Below are 17,744 nucleotides of genomic sequence, written 5' to 3' on the forward strand. Positions count from 1 at the left end.
ATCCTATCTAAAATTGTAAAAGATGAAAAGAATATATAAGAACCTCATTGGTGCCGTTTCGTTGCTTTGGGCATTTGGTGGATATGCCGAAACTACTTTGTGCCAGTTTGAGGAAGTTGATTACAGCGCAATCTCCACCTATGATTATTGGGACAAGTCTCCGTTCAATACCGGCTTGCTGACCGGTCAGATTAAGGTGGTAGACAACCCGGTATCCGACGATATAAACGGGTCGGCCAAGGTGCTGGCTTTCCAGCGTTCGCGATATGGCAGCCACTTGTACGGTGCCCGCATCGATTTGACTTCGCCTATTGCTTTGTCGCCCACACCGCAATACATCCATGTACTGATGTATAAACCTGTGGCCGGTCGTGTAGCTCTTGTCGGACTCGGTAAACGTAACGACTGGGCCGACCAGCCGGCTACGACCGTACAGTTTGTGACGGCTGCAACCAAGGAGCTCGACGCCAACAAATGGGTCGATGCCGTATTCAGTGTGTATGGCAACGACGCTGCCGAACTGCACAGCATTGTCATTGTGCCCGATGTAGACTCGCACCTGGCTACCGAAACCGATTACGTGGCCTATTTCGACGAGATTCTCATCAACGACGATTCGCAACAGCGCTTTACATTCGATCCCTATCCCTTGAACTTCGAGGCTACGCAAGAGAAAACCCGTAATGACCGTGCTCTCGAGGGCCTTGCTTTCTCGGGCAATATGGGGGCTTCGTATCAGTCGAACATAGCAAGCGAGAAGACCGTATATGTCGACAAGACCTCGGCCGATCCCATTGAGTTGAAAGTGGGCGAGACCGTCAATGTGGCATTTACCTACACCGGTAGCTGGATGCACCGGTATGTCTATATCGATAAGGGTAACGACGGACGTTTCGATGTAGATATTCAGAACAATGTTCCTACCGCCAGCAGCGATTTGGTCGCCTATTCTTATTTGTCGGGCTATAACAGTACCGGTGCATCGGCTTCGAACGATACAAGCCTCGATCCTCCTGCATTTACGCTTGCTTCCGACATGGCGCCGGGCTTCTACCGCATCCGTTGCAAGGTCGACTGGGATAGCTCGGTGGCTGCCGGTAACCCGGCTTCCGACAACTCGGTTGTAGCCAATGGTGGTGGTATTGTCGATTACCTGGCCAATGTACACCGCGACAATGTGGCTTTGAATGTAGTAGCCAGAATGTGCGAAGTGACTGCCGCCGACGGTTCGGCTCTGCCTGCTGAGATTCCCTTTGGCGAAGACTTCTCGTTCAACATTGCCATGGACGACAACTACGACATTACCGGTCTCGAAATCAAGCACGGCTACAACCACGAGGGCGAAGAGTATCTGTTCGGTAACCGTCAGTGGAAAGTCGATAATATGGAGCTTAGCGAAGATGGTTTGATTACAATCCCGGCCGAATATATCGACGGCGATGTTGCCATCACAATCTTGTTCGAAAACAAATCGGTAGGTATCCAGGAGTCGGAGAACGACGGCTTGAGAGTGATTGCCGGTGAAAACCAAATCGAGCTGCTCAGCAACGAAGAGGTTGACTATTCGGTAGTTCATGCCAACGGCGCTTGCTATGCTACGGGCAAATTTGCCGGACGTGAAGTAATCGAGTTGCCGGCCGGTGTCTATTTTGTAAATGGTCAAAAGTGTATTGTACGTTAATCGGGTCGATTCGTACGAACATAGATTAAAGAAGAGGCCGCCTCGGGTTACGGGGTGGCCTCTTTCCGTATCGCCCGGCCGGTTTATATATGGGTGCGGTGTAGATGTCTCTCGGAGGTGAAGCCTGGGAATGATTGTTCCAAAATGCGGTATCGTTTTTCGATAACTCGCATAGCCGATTTTCGTATTGGTTTATTCCTTATCTTGGCACTCTGTTAATAAGAAAGAATGAAAGCAGGTAAAAAGATTTTAGGGATATGGGTAGGTGTGAACCTCCCTTTTTTCGTCTCGTACGTTTCGGCTGCAGAGCCCGATTCGATATATAGGAGAGAGATTATGGAAGTCGGCATGGACAGCTGTATCGTGAACAGAGCCATGTCTTCTCAGCATGCCGTTACAATCGATTCGTCGGGTATGGAGGCCCGAGTCGACAGCAGTCGTGTCGATACCGCTTTTCAGGTACCCCAAGAGATAAGTAATCCCGATTGGGATATAGCAGCCCCTCCTCGCAAACGGCCATGGTTGTCGGGGGTAGAGGTGGTGGGAACCAATGCGTTGTTTCACATTATTACCCGTTATATCATTCACGAAGACTATGCACAGATTACCTGGTCGTCGATTAAAAACAATTTTAAGACGGGGTTCTTGTGGGATAACGACAAGTTCAACACCAACCTCTTTTTCCATCCATATCAGGGCGGATTGTATTTCAACTGTGCACGCTCCAACGGTTTGAACTTCTGGGAATCGGCTCCCTATGCCTTGTTTGGCAGCTCCATCTGGGAGTTGTTTCTGGAGTTGCAGCCACCTTCGACCAACGATATTATCTCTACTACCCTGGGCGGTATGGCGCTGGGCGAGGTGAGCTATCGCTTGTCGTCGCTTGCGCTCAACGGGCAGGCTCGGGGGTGGAATCGCTTTGCACACGAGGCGGTGGGCTTGATACTCAACCCGGTGCGTGGAGTCAATCGATTGATGACCGGCGAGGCCTGGCGCGTGGGACCACGATATGTCGACCGTACGGCTACCGTGCCGTTTTATTTTCAGTTCGATGCCGGCTATCGGGTGCTCAACTGTTTTGACTCACAGCCCAATCGCAGCCGACATATCGGGTTCATTGGATTTAATATGTTTTATAACGATCCGTTCGAGATCGAGGGGAATGAGCCGTTCGAGCATTTTACGGCACGTATGTTGTTGAATCTCTTTTCTCGTCAGCCGGCTATCGGTGAGGCCAGTATCTGTGCCTCGATATGGGGTAGGGCACACGACTATGCCAATGGCAACGAGCTGTTTGCCGGTATCTTCCAGAATTATAACTATTACGACAGTGAGAGCTTTTCGGATGAATCGTCATACACACCGTTCCGCATAGCCGAGACGGTCTCATACGGCCCCGGTTTGTTGTATCGGGCCCGGTTTCAAGGCAACAATAGCCTGTCGCTGAATGGCTTTCTGTCGGGCATTGTGTTAGGTGGTTCGTTGAGTGACTACTTTCAGTTTCACGACCGGGACTACAATATGGGCAGCGGGTATAGCGTGCGGGTCAACGGGCTCTTTTCGCTGCGGCAAAAGCTGGGGCTCTATCTGGCTTTTGAGAATTACCACATTTTCACCTGGAAAGGCTATGAACAGAAAGATTATGAGCATATAGACCAGAACTACCTCAATGCGCAGGGCGATGTGGGCAATGCCCGGTTACAGCGTTTGAACTTCAGAGCCTCGTTTGCCATAGCTCCTCAGCTCTCTATTGCAGCCGAGACGGCCTGGTATCGACGTAAAACCCATTATAAATATTTCCCCGACGTGCGTTCCGATACGTTTGAATTTCGACTGATGCTCTCGTATCATATTTGAGCGCATCGTCGCATCGGGAGTGCAGTCGGGGAAAGATGATGAACCGGTTGCCGTCGGTCAGACGGTAATCAGTTCATATTGCATGGTACCTAATCCTATCTTTTCGGCATGTTCGAGACCGGCTTGCCAGTTGGTGTCTGGGTGCATCAGGTGGAACTTGTCGGCACCTTCGAGATGTTCGTGAGGATGCTTCTCGACCAGACGGCTGCCGTCGATGGCCGGAGCGGCAATCACCAGATCGGCACAAGCCTTGTCGAGAGCTACGGGGTCGAACGAGGCCAGGATACCCAGGTCGGGCACGATGGCGGCATCGTTGTGATTCCAGCAGTCGCACTCGGGCGACACGTTCATGATGAAACTGATGTGGAAGTTGGGTTTATCTTTCAAGATGGCTTGCGTGTATTCGGCAATCTTGTAATTGAGCCGTTCCGAGGTATCGCTTTCGCCCATGACGGCTGCATCGTGTTGGCACAAGGCTACGCACTGTCCGCAACCTACGCATTTGTCGTAGTCGATTACGGCCTTGTGGTCGGCATTGAGGTGTATGGCGTCGTGGGCACAGTGTTTCACGCATACGTTGCAGCCCTTGCAGTTGTCAATATCGATACGGGGTTGCGAGTTGCAGTGCAGCTCCAGTTTGCCGCCCACGCTGGCACCACCCATACCCAGGTTTTTCAAGGCTCCGCCAAATCCGGCCTGCTCGTGCCCCTTGAAATGGGTCATCGAGATAATGATGTCGGCATCGGCCAAGGCAGCCCCGATTTTAGGCGCTTTGCAATATTCGCCATTCAGGGGTATTTCGCGGTATTCGGTCCCTTTCAGACCATCGGCAATGATTACCTGGCATTGGGCCGAGATGGGGTTATAGCCGTTTTCCATGGCGCTTTGCAGGTGGTCTACGGCATTGGCACGTCGGCCCGAGTAGAGCGTATTGCAGTCGGTGAGGAAGGGTTTGGCACCCCACGAACGGAGCAGATTGGCCAGTCGGGCGGCATAGTTGGGCCGCAGGTAGGCCAGGTTGCCCGGCTCCCCGAAGTGGATTTTTATAGCTACAAACTGGTCCTTGAAATCGATGGTCTCGATACCGCCCCGTTTGATTAACCGCTCCATCTTGTCGAGCAGGTTGCTCGAGGGGGTGGTGTGCAGATTGGTGAAAAATACCTTTGACTTTTCCATAACAGCTTGTTTTAGTTGAATGTCGTGTACTGTATAGAAGACCCTCTGATTGGTAGTGGGCCTCCCTCTCTTTTCTGAAACAAATGTACGAAAAAAAATATCGGAATACAACTGCTATTTGTAGAGCAAGAATTGAATAAAATTTATTTCTATATAAATAAAATTGAACTTTTATTTTATTTATGGAAAAGTAATACTATATTTGTAGAAGAAATTTAACCGATAAAAGTATAGCGATGAAACGGAAAAACGTAAAACTGATGATGCTGGCAGCCTTGTTCCCGATGCTCTGCTGGGCTGCCGGGGAGCAACCGATTTCGCTCGGTACTCCTACGGGTGAAATCCAGGGAAGGGTGATGCTGCCCGATGTCGAACGTCCGCCGGTAGTTCTGATTATTGCCGGGTCGGGTCCTACCGATATGGATGGCAATTCGCTGCTGGGAGCCGTCACCCTTAAAAACAATTCGTTGAAACTGCTGGCCGAAGGGTTGGCCCGGCGGGGTATCGCCTCGCTGCGTTACGACAAGCGGGGCATTGCCTCGAGTGCCGCGGCCGGTAAGGAGGAGAAGGATTTGCGATTCGACGATTATGTGGCCGATGCCCGGGGGTGGATAGAGCTGTTGAGTGAGGATAGCCGTTTTTCGGGTATCTTTGTCGTGGGGCATAGCGAGGGGTCGTTGATAGGCATGCTGGCCAGTGAAGGGAATGCGAAAGTAAAAGGTTTCGTCTCCATAGCTGGTGCGGGACATCCGGCTTATGAGATTATCGAGACTCAGATGAGCAACCAGCCGGCCGAGGTGCGCCAGTTGGTGAAGAACATTAACGACTCGTTGCGGGCCGGAAAGGCTGTGAACGACGTACCTGTGGGATTGATGGCGCTGTATCGCCCCTCGGTGCAACCCTATCTGATGTCGTGGTATCGGTACGATCCGCGGGAGGTAGTGGCCCGTTTGGAGCAGCCGGTGCTGTTGGTCCAGGGCGATAAGGATATACAGGTATCGGTAGGGGATGCCGAAGCGTTGAAGGCGGCTCAGCCTCAGGCCGAGTTGCATCTCATCGAGAACATGAATCACGTATTGAAGTCGTGCGACACGGTCGATGCCGGAGTGCAGCAGGCTACCTATACCAATCCCGACCTGCCGGTCGTAGAGGAGTTGTTGAACGTAATCGAAAAATTTATAAAGCCATGAATCAAAACGAAACGAAAAAACGATTGCCGCTGCGCTGCCCGGCGTGTGAGGCTCCGTTGAAGGTCGCCAAGATGGTTTGCGACCAGTGTGGCACCGAAGTGTCGGGCGTGTTTGACCTGCCGGTTCTGACCCGGCTGACCGAAGAGGAGCAACGCTTCATGCTCGAGTTTGTAAAAGCGAGCGGAAGCCTGAAGGATATGGCCAAGCAGATGGGGGTGAGCTACCCTACGGTGCGCAACTATCTGGACGATTTGATTGAGAAACTGAATAATATGGAGGCATGATGAAAACGGTTTTGGCATTTTTGAAAAATCCCTTTTACAGGGTAGCCGGTTACACCTCGCTCGTGTGGGGTGTGGCAGGTATCGTGGTGGCTACGGCTATCGCATTTGTGGGCGGAGTTCATTTTCATGGCCTGCTGCACTATGGCGGTGCTCCCAACGGGGCGTGGTGGTGCTTTGTGGTCGAGCATTTGGCCGTTTGGCTGGTACCCTCGGTGTTGATTTATCTTTTGGCCTTGTTTTGCAGCCGTTCGCATGTGCGGCCCGTCGATGTGTTGGGAACCGTCGCCTTTGCCCAACTGCCCTTTGTGCTGCTCTCGCTCTTCATGGCATTACCCCCGATGCACGAGATCGTGAAAATACAGTCGTTGCAGGCGGCCGACCGGCTGCTCTCCGACACGACTTGGCTGCTGGCAGTTGTGTGGCTCGGTGCCGTGAGCCTGTTGCTTACGATATGGGTATTGTACTGGATGTTTAGGGCCATATCGGTCGCTTGTAATCTGAAGGGGCGAAACCTGTGGCTGGTCTTTATCATCGGTATCTTTGGCGGTGATATACTCTGCCGCTATTTGATAGGGCTCTGCTATTGAGCGGAGAGATATGACTCAAGAAAAAGTGAAGCGGCTATCGGGGATGAATGCCCGGTAGCCGCTTCGTTCGTATGAGAAAATCGTGTGCTGTTCGTTATTGTATGTTTTTGGTCAGACTCTGGAGCTGACTGATGGAGATATCGCCGGTGAGCTGTATGAGCACAAACTCTTCGCTGCCGTCGTCGACCAGCATCACCAGTTCCTTGATTTTTTTCTGAGGCTTGGGATAGATGTAGATGACAACCGACTCTTCGTCGTCCTTTACCTGCATCAACTCCTCATAGGGGGCTTTCTTGAAGTAGGCCGAGCTGGCCTTGCGAATGCGCTTGATCAGGTTGGCATCCTCTTCACAAGTAAGAATCTGGATGCGGTCGAGGTCGTTGATGACGCTTTTCAGGTCGAGGGCATCGACCTCCAGCTGCCCCGCGGGCATCATGTTCAGCAGTGCTTTGGATATGTTGACATAGGTGACGTTTTTCTCGTTGGAGAATTGGTCGAATATGGAGGAGTTTTGAGCCTGGGCCGAGAACAGCCCGAGAGCCATCCATAACAGCGTATAAATAAGTCGTTTCATAGTTTATTCGTATTTGAAATGTTTGTTGATGATTCGGTTGGTCTTGATAATCTCCTGCTGGGCCTGTTGCCACTGCTGGGTACCTTTGTTCAGTTTCTGAGAGACGAGCAGCAAGGCTCGTTGAGCCTCGGCGCAGGCATACATCTCTTGGGCGTTAAGTTGGGGCGAGGCCGGTTGTCGGGTGAAATAGAGTGCGGCAGCCGAGGCCAGAACCACGATAGCGGCAATACCGCTTACCCATCGCCAGACGGGAGCGATGCGCATCGCTTTTTTGCGGGCCGGCAGCCGGTCGATAAATGACGACAGCCGCTCTTCCAGCCCCTCGGGGATTTCGACCGTGTGGGGCACGAGTGCGAGGACGATGCGCTTCTCGGCGAGAAATTCCTGTGGAACCTCGTGAGTGGCCAAATAGTCTCTCAACGCTTGTTCGTCGGCCTCCGACAGATTGCCTTCAAAGAAGGAGTCTATTTGTTTTCGTAACTCTTGTGTGGTCATATCGTTTGTGTAAATAGTTCTTTAATCGTTTTTCGGGCCCGCGAGAGCAACACCCGTATGTTGACGTTGCTCAGGCCGGTTTCGCGTTCTATTTCTTCTGTGCTCTTCTCTTCGAAATGCCTCAGCAGTACAACCTGCCGTTGCTGTTCGGGCAACTCGGAGATGATGTGCAGCACTATCTTCATCTCTTCTTTCTGCTCGAGTGCCTGGTCGGGTGGAGGCTCCGGCGAACTCTCGCCAACCAGTCCCGATTCGTCGTCGGTCTGGACGAGCGGAGCCTTCAACTTGTCGAGGCACATGTGCTTCAAGGTGGTGACGGCATAGGCTTCGTCGCTTTCGACATGCTCGAGAAAATCCTGCTTCTCCCACAGCTTCAGGTAGGTGCTCTGTACCATATCCTCGGCGTCGCACGCATTGCCCACGTATCGGTAGGCGATGCGGTAGAGCTTTTGGTAGTAGGGCAGGAATCTCGCTTTAAACTCCGCGTGAGTCATATCGATCGACTATTCTATCGTTTTGTTCAGGAGCTCCGATTTCAGATTCCCTTTGAATCTTACCAGATTGATTTCATCTTTTTCGAGGTCGATGATGACGACTTCGGTAATTTTCTTCTTATTGCGTTTCATAAGGATTTTCACCACTTCGTCATCGTCATGGGTATCGATGAGCATTTCGTAGGGCTTGTAATCCCCCTTCACAATCGTCTTTCGCAGAGTTTGGTAAGTGCTTTCGTCGATGGCAGCTTCGACGGCTTCCAGGTTCTTGATGCCATCGATTACTCCCTTTTTCTCTGTTTTGCTTATCTTTTCGTGGGTATACTCGGCGTTGGGCAGGTCCTTTACCTGGTCGAACAGTTTGTCTATCTTGTTCCCGGCCAAGACTGTCAAGGCCGAGAGCAGCAAGATGGAGAGTGTAAAGATTCTTGTTTTCATGGCTGGAGGTATTATTTGTTGTTTTCGATAATTTCGTTCAGTTGTTTAGGATCTATTGCGCCTTTGATGCGTATGAGGTTTGCCTCGTCCTCTTCGAGAGAGAGAATGACGATTTCTCTGATCTTGTCTTTCTCCATCTTCATCAGTATGCGGGCTATCTCTCCATCTTCATTCGACGAGATAATCGTCTCGTAGCCTTCGCTCTGGCAATCCTCTATCAGCTTTTTCAGCCGGGTATAGTCGGCAGTCGAAATATCTTCGGCACTGACTATGTTCATCGATTTCACCCCTTTCATTTCGGACGAGAAGGGTTTGATCAAGTTCATGACAAACGGGTTTATGTTGACGGTTTGTGCTTCGGGCAGTCGGGCAATCGAGCGTGACAGGTTGTCGATACAGTTCCCGGCTACGATGGCCGACGAGCAGCCCAGCAGGAGCAATGAGCAGCCCAGCAGGAGCAATGCGGTGAGGAAGATTCGGGTTTTCATCTTATTCATTTTTTTATTAGGTCCTTCATTCTGATTCCGGGTGATAAGCGCTTTATCTTCGGTTTTCATATAGAGGACGAACAATCCGGGAATATGTTACAAAGAAAATAAAAAAAAACGAGAGAAAAGTGTGATTCTTTTCTCTCGTTCTCTATGGTATACTTATTTTCAAGAGCTTGTTTAAGCCTTTTGAATAATTTCCATGCCTTTCAAGATGGCTTTCTCGTTCAGCGGAATGAGGTTGTGGTGACGTTCGGGAAGCGATTTCTTAAGCCCCTTCAATACATTCTCCATGCTCACCATCGGTTTCAACTTGAGCAAACCTCCCAATACAATCATGTTCAGGGCCTTGGTGTTGTTCATCTCGATAGCAGCCTCCATGGCGTTGATGCGATAGACGTTGATGTCGGTACGCGTAGGGGGGTGGTGTATTCCGTAACCGTCGTAAATGAGAATACCGCCCGGTTTTACCTTGTTTTCAAACTTCTCGAGCGAGGGTTGGTTCAGGATGACAGCCACGTCGAACGAGTTCAATACCGGCGAGCTGATGCGCTCGTCGCTGAGGATTACCGTCACGTTGGCCGTACCGCCTCGTTGTTCGGGTCCGTACGAAGGCATCCAGGTAACCTCTTTGCCTTCCATCAGTCCGGAGTAGGCGAGTATCTTACCCATCGAGAGCACGCCTTGTCCGCCGAATCCAGCTATGATAATTTCTTCTTTCATGTCGGTCGTGTTTTTTGATTATACGTTTTTGAGGTCTCCCAGCGGGTATTTGGCAAACATGTGTTCCTCCATCCATTGGTTGGATTTGACGGGAGACATTTTCCAACCCGAGTTACAGGTCGATACGATTTCGACCATCGAGGTGCCTTTGCCGGCCATCGAGTTTTCGAAGGCCAGACGGATGGCTTTCTTGGCTTTGCGTATGGCGGCGGGAGTGTGTACGCTCTGGCGGGTTACATAGCAGGTACCGTCGACGCGTTCTACCAGTTCGGCAATGCGCAGGGGGTATCCGTTCAAGGCTACGTTACGGCCATAGGGGCAGGTCGAGGTCTTCATGCCCTCGAGGGTCGTGGGGGCCATCTGACCACCGGTCATACCATATATACCGTTATTGATGAATATGATGGCAATGTTTTCGCCACGGTTGCAGGCGTGGATGGTCTCGGCCGTACCGATGGCAGCCAGGTCGCCGTCGCCTTGGTAGGTGAATACCATCTTCTTGGGGTTGAGTCGTTTTACGGCAGTGGCGATGGCCGGTGCACGACCGTGAGCGGCTTCGATCCAGTCGACGTCGATATAGTTGTAGGCAAATACGGCACACCCTACGGGGGCTACACCTATTGTCTCTTCTTCAATACCCATTTCGTCGATGACTTCGGCAATGAGTTTATGTACTACGCCATGGCTACAACCCGGGCAGTAGTGCATGGGATTATCGTTCATGAGCCGAGGTTTCGTGTAAACCAGGTTCTCGGGCTTTATAATTTCGTTGATATCCATAATGCGTATGAGTTATGAACCACCTTCAGGTTCGGGTATTTACATTAGTTTTTCTTTCAGTGCGGTCAGAACTTCGTCGGGCGTGGGAACGATACCTCCCAGACGGCCGAAGTGTTCTACCCGTACTTTTCCGTTGACGGCCAGACGAACATCTTCTACCATTTGTCCGGCATTGAGCTCGGCCGAAAGGATGCCTTTCACATGATCGGCCTGGCGGGCGATGGCTTCCGTGGGGAAGGGCCACAGCGTGATGGGTCGCAACAGACCTATCTTGATACCCTCTTCGGCAGCCAGTTCGATGGTCTTCTGGCAGATACGCGACATGGAACCGAAGGCAACTATCAGGTAGTCGGCGTTTTCACAGTTGATCTCTTCGTAGCGGACCTCGTTTTCGGCAATGCGTTTGTAGGTGGCCTGGAAGCGGATGTTGTTCTGCTCCATGATGGCGGGGTCGAGTTCGAGCGAGGTAACTACGTTCCGTTTGCGGTCTTTGGGTTTTCCCAGTGTAGCCCACGGATTTTGCTGGCGTATCTCTTCTTCGGTGCGGCGTTTGCGGAAGGGAGGCAAAACCACCTTTTCCATCATCTGCCCGATAACACCGTCGGCCAGCAGAATAGCAGGGTTACGGTATTTGAAGGCCAGGTCGAAACCCAGTGCCACGAAATCGGCCATCTCCTGTACCGATGCGGGAGCCAGCGTAATGAGGTGGTAGTCGCCGTGACCGCCGCCTTTGGTAGCCTGGAAGTAGTCGGCCTGACTTGGCTGGATGGTACCCAGACCCGGGCCTCCTCGCATGACGTTGACAATCAAGCAGGGCAACTCGGCACCTGCCAGGTAGGAGACACCCTCCTGCATCAAACTTACACCGGGGCTCGACGAGGTCGTCATCACGGCCTTGCCGCAACTGGCACCGCCATACACCATGTTGATGGCAGCCACTTCGCTCTCGGCTTGCAATACAACCATACCGGTCGTTTCCCACGGTTGCTCTTCCATGAGCGTTTCCATCACCTCCGACTGGGGAGTAATGGGGTATCCGAAATAACCATCGGCTCCATAGCGTATAGCTGCATGGGCTATGGCTTCGTTACCCTTCATCAGTTTTATCTCTTCTTTCATAATTAACGGATTTATCGGAATGAACCGGTTACAATTTTACTTTATATACGGTGATACACCCGTCGGGACATACGAGTCCGCAACTTGCACACCCGATACATGCGTCGGGATTTTGCATGAAAGCATAATGATAACCTCGATCATTAACTTCGGTAGGCTGTAATGCGAGAACCTGACTGGGACAGGCGACCACGCATAGTTCGCAGCCTTTGCAACGTTCTTTGTTAACGACGACAGCGCCTTTGATTTTAGCCATATGTTATTGTTTTTAGTTTCACAAATATAAAAAATATATTTTTAAATTGATAGCAAAATAGGTAGTTTTTTCTCAAAACTACCTATCTGTATAAAAGGTTGACTTTCAAACTAATGGATTGATACGAAAATCAACTAAAATATAATAAATCGTTATAATTTCTTTGAAATATGTTTTATAACATAGAATAGATTGTTATATGACTTACGATTTGAAAGTTAGCCTATTTTTATGCCCGAAAATCCCATGAAAGCCATGGCCAACAGTCCGGCGGCTACGAGTGCGATGGGAGTACCCTGCATGGCCTTGGGGATGCTCGAAAGACTCATCTGTTCGCGCATGCCGGCAAAGAGCACGAGGGCCAGCGTGAAGCCCAGCGCCGTCGATATGGCATAGACGGTAGACTCGAGCAGGGTCATGTTTTTTTGAATCACAATCAGGGCCACACCCAATATGGTACAGTTGGTTGTGATAAGCGGCAGGAATACGCCCAGTGCCTGGTAGAGTGCAGGGGCAATTTTCTTGATGATGATTTCGAGCAGTTGCACCAGAGCGGCAATGACCAGGATGAAGACGATGGTCTGCATGTAGTCGAGCCCCAGCGGCATGAGCAGATAGGTTTGCAGCAGGTAGGTGACGATGGTCGACAGCGTCATGACGAAGGTGACGGCCGCACCCATACCCAGCGCCGAGTCGATGCGTTTGGATACGCCCAGGAAGGGGCAGATACCCAGGAACTGCGAGAGCACGATATTGTTGACGAATATCGCAGTAATAAATATAGATATATAGGTGAGCATGATTATCGGGTTTTAATGGAGTGGATAATGGCAATTAAGAATCCCAGAACAATGAAGGCACCGGGGGCCAAAATGAAGATGAGCGAGCCATACTCCTCGGGATAGATGGGCCGCCCGAAGATGTGACCCGTGCCCAAAAATTCGCGCACACAACCCAGCAGGGTAAGGGCTACGGTAAATCCCAGCCCGATGCCCAGTCCGTCGAAGAACGATTCGCCCGGTGTATGCTTGGCGGCAAATGCCTCGGCACGACCCAGCAGGATGCAGTTGACCACGATGAGCGGGATGAAGAGTCCCAGCGTGGCATAGAGCTCGGGCAGGTAGGCCTGCATGCAGAGTTGCAGAATGGTCACGAATGTGGCGATGATGACGATGAAGGCGGGGATGCGCACCTTGTCGGGAATAATGCTCTTGACCATCGAGATGACGACGTTGGAGCAGATGAGCACAAACAGGGTAGAGAGTCCCATGCCCAGGCCGCCCATGGCCGAGGTGGTGGTTCCCAGCGTGGGGCACATGCCCAGCAGCAGTACAAAGGTGGGGTTCTCTTTGATGAGCCCGTTCAAAAGGATTTTCGTCTTATTCATGGTTGCCTCCTTTCAGCGATTCGGTGTAGGCAGCGTATGCCGTACGCACGGCAGCCAGGAACGCCCGCGAGGTGATGGTGGCGGCGGTGATGGCGTCGATGTCGCCCGAGTCTTTCGTTACGTGAAAATTGCACTCTTCGGGCGATTTCCCGATGATGCTCTGGTTGTTTTTGTCGGTGCGGAACCAGTCGCCCATCTTGGCTCCCAGGCCGGGGGTCTCCTGATGTTTCAACACCTGATAGTCTTTGATGGTACCGTCGGCTTCGAACCCTACGATAATGCGAATCTCGCCGCCGTAGCCGGTGTTGTTGCTGCACTCGACGGCAGCCCCTGCGAGCTTGCCGCCCAGTTTGGCGGGATATATGGTGGCGGTGGTTTCGCCGTATTCGTTATGTACGGTGTAGGTCATCTGCTCGTCCAGCGGCGAGTTGTCATAGGTCGGTATCACCTGTTGTATGGCTTTCTCCCGACTGGCTTTGGAGGCCCGGGCTATCGGTTCTTCGGTGAGTTGGTAGGTGTAGCCCAGCAGACCACCGGCAATGGCCGTAATGAGAGTGAGCGACCAAAGCATGTTCCACAATGTAGATTCTTTCTTCTTCATGGTTATGCCCTCCCGAATCGTTTAGGTTTCACATAGTTGTTGATGAGCGGAGTAAACGCGTTCATAATGAGGATAGCGAACGACACCCCCTCGGGGTAGCCGCCCCACTGGCGGATAACGACGGTGAGGATGCCGATGCCGATGCCGTAGATGATCATGCCCCGCGAGGTCATGGGCGAGGTCACATAGTCGGTAGCCATGTAGATGGCACCCAGCAGAAGTCCGCCCGAAAGCAGTTGGATGAGGGCAAAGTCGAAGGCATGTTGCCAGGCACCCGAGGCTTGTGCGCTCAACTCTTCGCCCAGACCCAAGGCAAAGCTGAACACGAATACCGTGGCCAGTATCGACACGGGGATGTGCCAGCTGATGATGCGGCGGTAGAGCAAAAAGGCAAACCCGATGAGCAGGGCGATGGCGCCCACTTCGCCCAGGCTTCCGCCCTGGTTGCCTATCCACAGGTCCGAGATATTGACCTGGCTTACCCATTGGCTCCCTTCCTCTTTCAGTTTAGAGAGCAGCGTGGCACCGGTCTCGGCGTCGGTATAGCTCCAGCGCGAAGCACTCGGCACAGGCCATTGTGTCATGTAGGTGGGGAAGGAGATAAGCAGGAATACCCGACCGACCAGCGCGGGGTTGAAGAGGTTGTTGCCCAGTCCGCCGAAAGCCATCTTGGTGATGCCTATCGCCGCAATCGAGCCGATGATGACAATCCAGACCGGCAGGTTGGAGGGCAGGTTGAAACCCAGCAGCAACCCGGTGAGAATGGCCGAGCCGTCGCCGATGGTGGGTTTCACTTTCAGCAGAAATTTTTGTATGAGGTATTCGACGACGACACACGAAAGTATCGACGTGAGGGTGACGATTAAGGCTCCGACTCCAAAGAAATAGAGCGATACAGCGAATGCCGGCAACAGGGCAATGATGACGCTGTACATACACTGCGAGGCCGACAGGCGACCGTGTATGTGAGGAGCAGGTGATACGGTTAGTTCCATTTCGAAAAGCGTAGATTAGGATTGTTTTCTGGATCGTATAATTCGGTTTACGGCATTTTTGCCGACTCGTATATAGTCGAGAATCGGGCGGTTCGACGGGCAGCTGTATGAGCAGCAACCACACTCGAGGCACGAGGTGATGAGCTCCCGCTCGGCCCGGTCGAACAGATGGTTCTGCGACAGCTTGGCCAGCAGGAAGGGTTCGAGTCCCATGGGGCAGGCCGATACGCATTTGCCACACCGTATGCAGGGCTCTATGGTTCCGCGGTGTGCATGCTTCTCGTCCAGTATCACAATGCCCGAACAGCCTTTGGATATGGGCGAGTCGATGTTCGACACCGCTTTGCCCATCATGGGGCCGCCCAGTATCACTTTGGCACAGTCGTCGGGCAGGCCGCCGGCCATGTCAATCAGTTCGTGCATCGACATGCCCAGCCTTATCCGGTAATTGCCCGGCTTGGCTATGTGGTCGCCCGTGACGGTGACCACGCGGTCGACGAGCGGTTTGTTCTTCTGCACCGCCTCGTAGACGGCGAAGGCCGTACCCACGTTCTGCACGATGGCACCGGTCGACACGGGCAGGGCACCGTTGGCCACCTGCTTGTGCAGGATAGCGTCGATGAGCTGTTTTTCGCCCCCTTGCGGATAGCGGGTACGCAGCGGTACGATGGTGATGCCGGGATAGCGGGTGGCGTGTTGCTGCAGCAGGGCAATGGCATCGGGCTTGTTGTTTTCGATGCCAATATAGGCCTGCTCCACGTTGATGGCCTTCATCAGAATGCGGCAGCCGACGAGAATCTGGTCGGGCGACTCGAGCATGAGGGCGTGGTCGTCGGTCAGGTAGGGTTCGCACTCGGTGGCGTTGACGATAAGCACTGTGGGCTTGAACTCCTTGGGCGGCATCAGCTTGACGTGGGTGGGGAAGGTGGCACCTCCCAGACCCACGATGCCGGCCTCGGCTATCTTTTTGATAATCTCTTGCGAGGTGAGGGTAATCTCCTCCTTCAGTTCGGGCGAGCGGTCGATGCTCTCCTCCCACTCGTCGCCCTCGGTGTCGATGATGATGGTGGTGCCATATTGGCCAAAGGCATTGGCCGCCTTGTCTACCTTGGAGACCGTGCCCGATACGGGCGAGTGAATATTGGCCGAAACGAATCCGCCGGCTTCGGCAATGAGTGTACCCACCTTTACGGTGTCGCCCTTCTTCACGATGCAGTTGGCCGGTGCGCCTATGTGCTGGTTGAGCATGATGGCAACTTGCCGGGGTACGGCTACCGGTGTCACGGGGCAGTGGGCCGTCAGTTTGTGTTCATTCGGATGTATGCCTCCTATGCGAAATGTCTTTAACATATAGCAGATTCCTTTTCGTTGGTTGATACTTTCTCTTTTTCAGTTTCACAAACCACATGTATGGCGTGGGTGGGGCACCCTTCGACGCAGGCCTGGCACGAGAGGCAAAGCGTGTCGTCGATGTAGGCCAGGTTGTCGGTAATGGCGATGGCTCCGTTGGGGCAGCTCTTGGCGCATTTGCCGCAGCCGATGCAGGCTACCGAGCAGACTTTGCGGGCGATGATGCCCTTGTCGCGGTTGTTGCAGGCTACGTAGACGCGAGGCTCCTGCCGCTTGCGCAACTCGATGATGTTGCGGGGGCAGGCTTTCACGCACGACCCGCAGGCAATACAGATATTGGGGTCGACGATGGGCAGCCGGGTGACGGGGTCCATGGTGATGCCCCCGAAGTCGCAAGCGGCGGCACAGTCGCCTTCGCCCAGACAGCCGTAGTTGCAGTTGCTTTCGCCCGAGTAGAGGGCGGCTTCTACCGCACAGCTGTGGGCTCCCTCGTAGTGGCTGGTTCGGGGCCGGTTTTCACACGAGCCGTTGCAGCGCACTACCGCAATGCGAGGTGCCTGTTCCACGGCTTCCATTCCCACGATGGGGGCAATCTTTTGCATGACTGCATTGCCTCCCACGGGACACAGCAGATTGTCGAGCGAGGTTGCTTTGGCACATTGTTCCGCAAAGTTGCGACAGCCGGCAAAGCCGCAGCCGCCGCAGTTGGCTCCCGGGAGCACCGCCTCGATTTCGTCGATACGCGGGTCTTCCTCGACGTGGAATTTGCGGGAGATGACATAAAGCAGGGTCGCACTGACCAATCCGATAATACTTAATATGATGATCGATGTTACCATAAGTTATGAGACAAATGTTTTTTTCAAAAAGAATGTAAACTGTTTTTTCAGCCGGTCGCGATAGCCATAGAGTATTGTGTAGTAGACTGCCGGTACAGCCAGCGCACAGAGCCCGGTGACGAGTTCGCTCGCGTGAGCCAGAGTCGTAGCTACCAATGAGAGGATGATGAGCAGAAGCGGCAGTACGGCCGTGAGCCACAGGGCCTTGTGTCCAGCCTTGGCGGCGAGGGTTACCACCACCTTGTCGCCAATCTGTACCGGGGTACGGTCGCGTTTTACCTCGATGATTTTCTCTTTCTGGTCGGCTGTCGAGCACACGCCGGCGGCATGGCAACCGGCACAGGCCGACTGTTGCAGGATGCGCACCAGTATGTGCGAATCGGTCACTCCCGTCACAATACCTTCGTGTTCTATGTCAGGCTCTTTCATG

At 52.7% G+C, this 17,744-nt stretch carries 22 protein-coding genes; 5 read left to right on the forward strand and 17 right to left on the reverse strand.

Translation table 11 applies throughout. The annotated features are described in order from the left end of the window. Positions 1–22 precede the first annotated feature (22 nt). Both B5F38_RS00510 and B5F38_RS00515 read left to right on the forward strand, forming a co-directional pair. Entirely contained in the window at positions 23–1,681 is a 1,659-nt protein-coding gene (locus B5F38_RS00510; RefSeq protein ID WP_087407362.1) for a hypothetical protein, read from the forward strand. A gap of 228 nt (positions 1,682–1,909) precedes the next feature. Then, positions 1,910–3,538, forward strand: coding sequence for a DUF3943 domain-containing protein (locus B5F38_RS00515; protein ID WP_087407363.1), 1,629 nt, complete (start codon positions 1,910–1,912; stop codon positions 3,536–3,538). Between the two features lie 57 nt (positions 3,539–3,595). On the opposite strand, the gene B5F38_RS00520 is transcribed toward B5F38_RS00515, so the two are convergent. After that, a complete protein-coding gene (locus tag B5F38_RS00520; protein WP_087407364.1) occupies positions 3,596–4,714 on the reverse strand; it encodes a DUF362 domain-containing protein in 1,119 nt (372 codons plus the stop codon). A 260-nt stretch (positions 4,715–4,974) separates the two neighbouring features. Here B5F38_RS00520 and B5F38_RS00525 point away from each other — a divergent pair, with 260 nt between their 5' ends. The 3 genes from B5F38_RS00525 to B5F38_RS00535 are packed head-to-tail and all read left to right on the forward strand — an operon-like array spanning position 4,975 to position 6,775. Further along, positions 4,975–5,904, forward strand: a complete 930-nt coding sequence (locus tag B5F38_RS00525) for an alpha/beta fold hydrolase (RefSeq protein WP_241147789.1) — start codon at positions 4,975–4,977, stop codon at positions 5,902–5,904. Next, the gene (locus B5F38_RS00530) at positions 5,901–6,188 is read left to right on the forward strand and encodes a DUF2089 family protein (protein ID WP_087407366.1); all 288 of its coding nucleotides are present in this window, start codon (positions 5,901–5,903) and stop codon (positions 6,186–6,188) included. The genes B5F38_RS00525 and B5F38_RS00530 overlap by 4 nt, the downstream gene beginning before the upstream one ends. Beyond that, entirely contained in the window at positions 6,185–6,775 is a 591-nt protein-coding gene (locus B5F38_RS00535; RefSeq protein ID WP_087407367.1) for a hypothetical protein, read from the forward strand. Before B5F38_RS00530 ends, B5F38_RS00535 begins: the two co-directional genes overlap by 4 nt. Before the next feature lie 94 nt (positions 6,776–6,869). Here B5F38_RS00535 and B5F38_RS00540 read toward each other — a convergent pair whose 3' ends face one another. From B5F38_RS00540 to B5F38_RS00615, 16 genes are all read right to left on the reverse strand, one after another. Then, on the reverse strand, positions 6,870–7,349 hold the full coding sequence (locus tag B5F38_RS00540) for a DUF4252 domain-containing protein (protein WP_087407368.1): 480 nt from the start codon (positions 7,347–7,349) through the stop codon (positions 6,870–6,872). A 3-nt stretch (positions 7,350–7,352) separates the two neighbouring features. Then, entirely contained in the window at positions 7,353–7,844 is a 492-nt protein-coding gene (locus B5F38_RS00545; protein ID WP_087407369.1) for a hypothetical protein, read from the reverse strand. Next, positions 7,841–8,338, reverse strand: coding sequence for a sigma-70 family RNA polymerase sigma factor (locus B5F38_RS00550; protein WP_087407370.1), 498 nt, complete (start codon positions 8,336–8,338; stop codon positions 7,841–7,843). The genes B5F38_RS00545 and B5F38_RS00550 overlap by 4 nt, the downstream gene beginning before the upstream one ends. A 9-nt stretch (positions 8,339–8,347) precedes the next feature. Next, positions 8,348–8,776: a DUF4252 domain-containing protein gene (locus B5F38_RS00555; protein WP_087407371.1), complete on the reverse strand. Its 429-nt coding sequence runs from the start codon at positions 8,774–8,776 to the stop codon at positions 8,348–8,350. A gap of 11 nt (positions 8,777–8,787) precedes the next feature. Further along, positions 8,788–9,264 carry a DUF4252 domain-containing protein gene (locus B5F38_RS00560; protein WP_158096817.1) on the reverse strand — a complete coding sequence of 159 codons (477 nt, stop codon included), beginning with the start codon at positions 9,262–9,264 and terminating at the stop codon, positions 8,788–8,790. Positions 9,265–9,444: 180 nt separating this feature from the next. Beyond that, positions 9,445–9,987 carry a 2-oxoacid:acceptor oxidoreductase family protein gene (locus B5F38_RS00565; protein ID WP_087407373.1) on the reverse strand — a complete coding sequence of 181 codons (543 nt, stop codon included), beginning with the start codon at positions 9,985–9,987 and terminating at the stop codon, positions 9,445–9,447. An 18-nt stretch (positions 9,988–10,005) separates the two neighbouring features. Continuing rightward, positions 10,006–10,767 carry a thiamine pyrophosphate-dependent enzyme gene (locus tag B5F38_RS00570; RefSeq protein ID WP_087407374.1) on the reverse strand — a complete coding sequence of 254 codons (762 nt, stop codon included), beginning with the start codon at positions 10,765–10,767 and terminating at the stop codon, positions 10,006–10,008. A gap of 39 nt (positions 10,768–10,806) precedes the next feature. Further along, positions 10,807–11,886 (reverse strand): 3-methyl-2-oxobutanoate dehydrogenase subunit VorB, encoded by a 1,080-nt coding sequence (locus B5F38_RS00575; RefSeq protein ID WP_087407375.1) that lies wholly within the window; start codon positions 11,884–11,886, stop codon positions 10,807–10,809. A gap of 28 nt (positions 11,887–11,914) precedes the next feature. After that, positions 11,915–12,142 carry a 4Fe-4S binding protein gene (locus tag B5F38_RS00580; RefSeq protein ID WP_084546950.1) on the reverse strand — a complete coding sequence of 76 codons (228 nt, stop codon included), beginning with the start codon at positions 12,140–12,142 and terminating at the stop codon, positions 11,915–11,917. Positions 12,143–12,360: 218 nt separating this feature from the next. Further along, complete coding sequence (gene rsxA, locus B5F38_RS00585) at positions 12,361–12,942, reverse strand: electron transport complex subunit RsxA (protein ID WP_087407376.1); 582 nt, start codon at positions 12,940–12,942, stop codon at positions 12,361–12,363. 2 nt (positions 12,943–12,944) lie between these two features. Beyond that, complete coding sequence (locus B5F38_RS00590) at positions 12,945–13,529, reverse strand: electron transport complex subunit E (protein ID WP_087407377.1); 585 nt, start codon at positions 13,527–13,529, stop codon at positions 12,945–12,947. Then, positions 13,522–14,130, reverse strand: a complete 609-nt coding sequence (locus B5F38_RS00595; protein WP_087407378.1) for an RnfABCDGE type electron transport complex subunit G — start codon at positions 14,128–14,130, stop codon at positions 13,522–13,524. Before B5F38_RS00595 ends, B5F38_RS00590 begins: the two co-directional genes overlap by 8 nt. Before the next feature lie 2 nt (positions 14,131–14,132). After that, on the reverse strand, positions 14,133–15,125 hold the full coding sequence (locus tag B5F38_RS00600; protein ID WP_087407379.1) for an RnfABCDGE type electron transport complex subunit D: 993 nt from the start codon (positions 15,123–15,125) through the stop codon (positions 14,133–14,135). 15 nt (positions 15,126–15,140) lie between these two features. After that, the gene (gene rsxC / locus B5F38_RS00605) at positions 15,141–16,475 is read right to left on the reverse strand and encodes an electron transport complex subunit RsxC (RefSeq protein ID WP_087407380.1); all 1,335 of its coding nucleotides are present in this window, start codon (positions 16,473–16,475) and stop codon (positions 15,141–15,143) included. After that, positions 16,469–17,314 (reverse strand): RnfABCDGE type electron transport complex subunit B, encoded by an 846-nt coding sequence (locus B5F38_RS00610; protein ID WP_087407381.1) that lies wholly within the window; start codon positions 17,312–17,314, stop codon positions 16,469–16,471. The genes rsxC and B5F38_RS00610 overlap by 7 nt, the downstream gene beginning before the upstream one ends. A gap of 3 nt (positions 17,315–17,317) precedes the next feature. Then, positions 17,318–17,743, reverse strand: coding sequence for a SoxR reducing system RseC family protein (locus tag B5F38_RS00615; RefSeq protein WP_087407382.1), 426 nt, complete (start codon positions 17,741–17,743; stop codon positions 17,318–17,320). Position 17,744 lies beyond the last annotated feature (1 nt).

The sequence above is a fragment of the Barnesiella sp. An22 genome (assembly GCF_002159975.1).
GTDB classification, from domain to species: domain Bacteria; phylum Bacteroidota; class Bacteroidia; order Bacteroidales; family Barnesiellaceae; genus Barnesiella; species Barnesiella merdigallinarum.

What these genes read in the sequence shown, in the direction of transcription:
- B5F38_RS00560 (WP_158096817.1), bottom strand. Translation starts at nt 9,264, where the DNA reads ATGAAAACCCGAATCTTCCTCACCGCATTGCTCCTGCTGGGCTGCTCA.
- B5F38_RS00580 (WP_084546950.1), bottom strand. Translation starts at nt 12,142, where the DNA reads ATGGCTAAAATCAAAGGCGCTGTCGTCGTTAACAAAGAACGTTGCAAA.
- B5F38_RS00535 (WP_087407367.1), top strand. Translation starts at nt 6,185, where the DNA reads ATGATGAAAACGGTTTTGGCATTTTTGAAAAATCCCTTTTACAGGGTA.
- B5F38_RS00540 (WP_087407368.1), bottom strand. Translation starts at nt 7,349, where the DNA reads ATGAAACGACTTATTTATACGCTGTTATGGATGGCTCTCGGGCTGTTC.
- B5F38_RS00575 (WP_087407375.1), bottom strand. Translation starts at nt 11,886, where the DNA reads ATGAAAGAAGAGATAAAACTGATGAAGGGTAACGAAGCCATAGCCCAT.
- B5F38_RS00510 (WP_087407362.1), top strand. Translation starts at nt 23, where the DNA reads ATGAAAAGAATATATAAGAACCTCATTGGTGCCGTTTCGTTGCTTTGG.
- B5F38_RS00550 (WP_087407370.1), bottom strand. Translation starts at nt 8,338, where the DNA reads ATGACTCACGCGGAGTTTAAAGCGAGATTCCTGCCCTACTACCAAAAG.
- B5F38_RS00590 (WP_087407377.1), bottom strand. Translation starts at nt 13,529, where the DNA reads ATGAATAAGACGAAAATCCTTTTGAACGGGCTCATCAAAGAGAACCCC.
- B5F38_RS00515 (WP_087407363.1), top strand. Translation starts at nt 1,910, where the DNA reads ATGAAAGCAGGTAAAAAGATTTTAGGGATATGGGTAGGTGTGAACCTC.
- B5F38_RS00545 (WP_087407369.1), bottom strand. Translation starts at nt 7,844, where the DNA reads ATGACCACACAAGAGTTACGAAAACAAATAGACTCCTTCTTTGAAGGC.
- B5F38_RS00555 (WP_087407371.1), bottom strand. Translation starts at nt 8,776, where the DNA reads ATGAAAACAAGAATCTTTACACTCTCCATCTTGCTGCTCTCGGCCTTG.
- B5F38_RS00595 (WP_087407378.1), bottom strand. Translation starts at nt 14,130, where the DNA reads ATGAAGAAGAAAGAATCTACATTGTGGAACATGCTTTGGTCGCTCACT.
- B5F38_RS00610 (WP_087407381.1), bottom strand. Translation starts at nt 17,314, where the DNA reads ATGGTAACATCGATCATCATATTAAGTATTATCGGATTGGTCAGTGCG.
- B5F38_RS00520 (WP_087407364.1), bottom strand. Translation starts at nt 4,714, where the DNA reads ATGGAAAAGTCAAAGGTATTTTTCACCAATCTGCACACCACCCCCTCG.
- B5F38_RS00530 (WP_087407366.1), top strand. Translation starts at nt 5,901, where the DNA reads ATGAATCAAAACGAAACGAAAAAACGATTGCCGCTGCGCTGCCCGGCG.
- B5F38_RS00565 (WP_087407373.1), bottom strand. Translation starts at nt 9,987, where the DNA reads ATGAAAGAAGAAATTATCATAGCTGGATTCGGCGGACAAGGCGTGCTC.
- B5F38_RS00600 (WP_087407379.1), bottom strand. Translation starts at nt 15,125, where the DNA reads ATGGAACTAACCGTATCACCTGCTCCTCACATACACGGTCGCCTGTCG.
- rsxC (WP_087407380.1), bottom strand. Translation starts at nt 16,475, where the DNA reads ATGTTAAAGACATTTCGCATAGGAGGCATACATCCGAATGAACACAAA.
- B5F38_RS00525 (WP_241147789.1), top strand. Translation starts at nt 4,975, where the DNA reads ATGATGCTGGCAGCCTTGTTCCCGATGCTCTGCTGGGCTGCCGGGGAG.
- rsxA (WP_087407376.1), bottom strand. Translation starts at nt 12,942, where the DNA reads ATGCTCACCTATATATCTATATTTATTACTGCGATATTCGTCAACAAT.
- B5F38_RS00615 (WP_087407382.1), bottom strand. Translation starts at nt 17,743, where the DNA reads ATGAAAGAGCCTGACATAGAACACGAAGGTATTGTGACGGGAGTGACC.
- B5F38_RS00570 (WP_087407374.1), bottom strand. Translation starts at nt 10,767, where the DNA reads ATGGATATCAACGAAATTATAAAGCCCGAGAACCTGGTTTACACGAAA.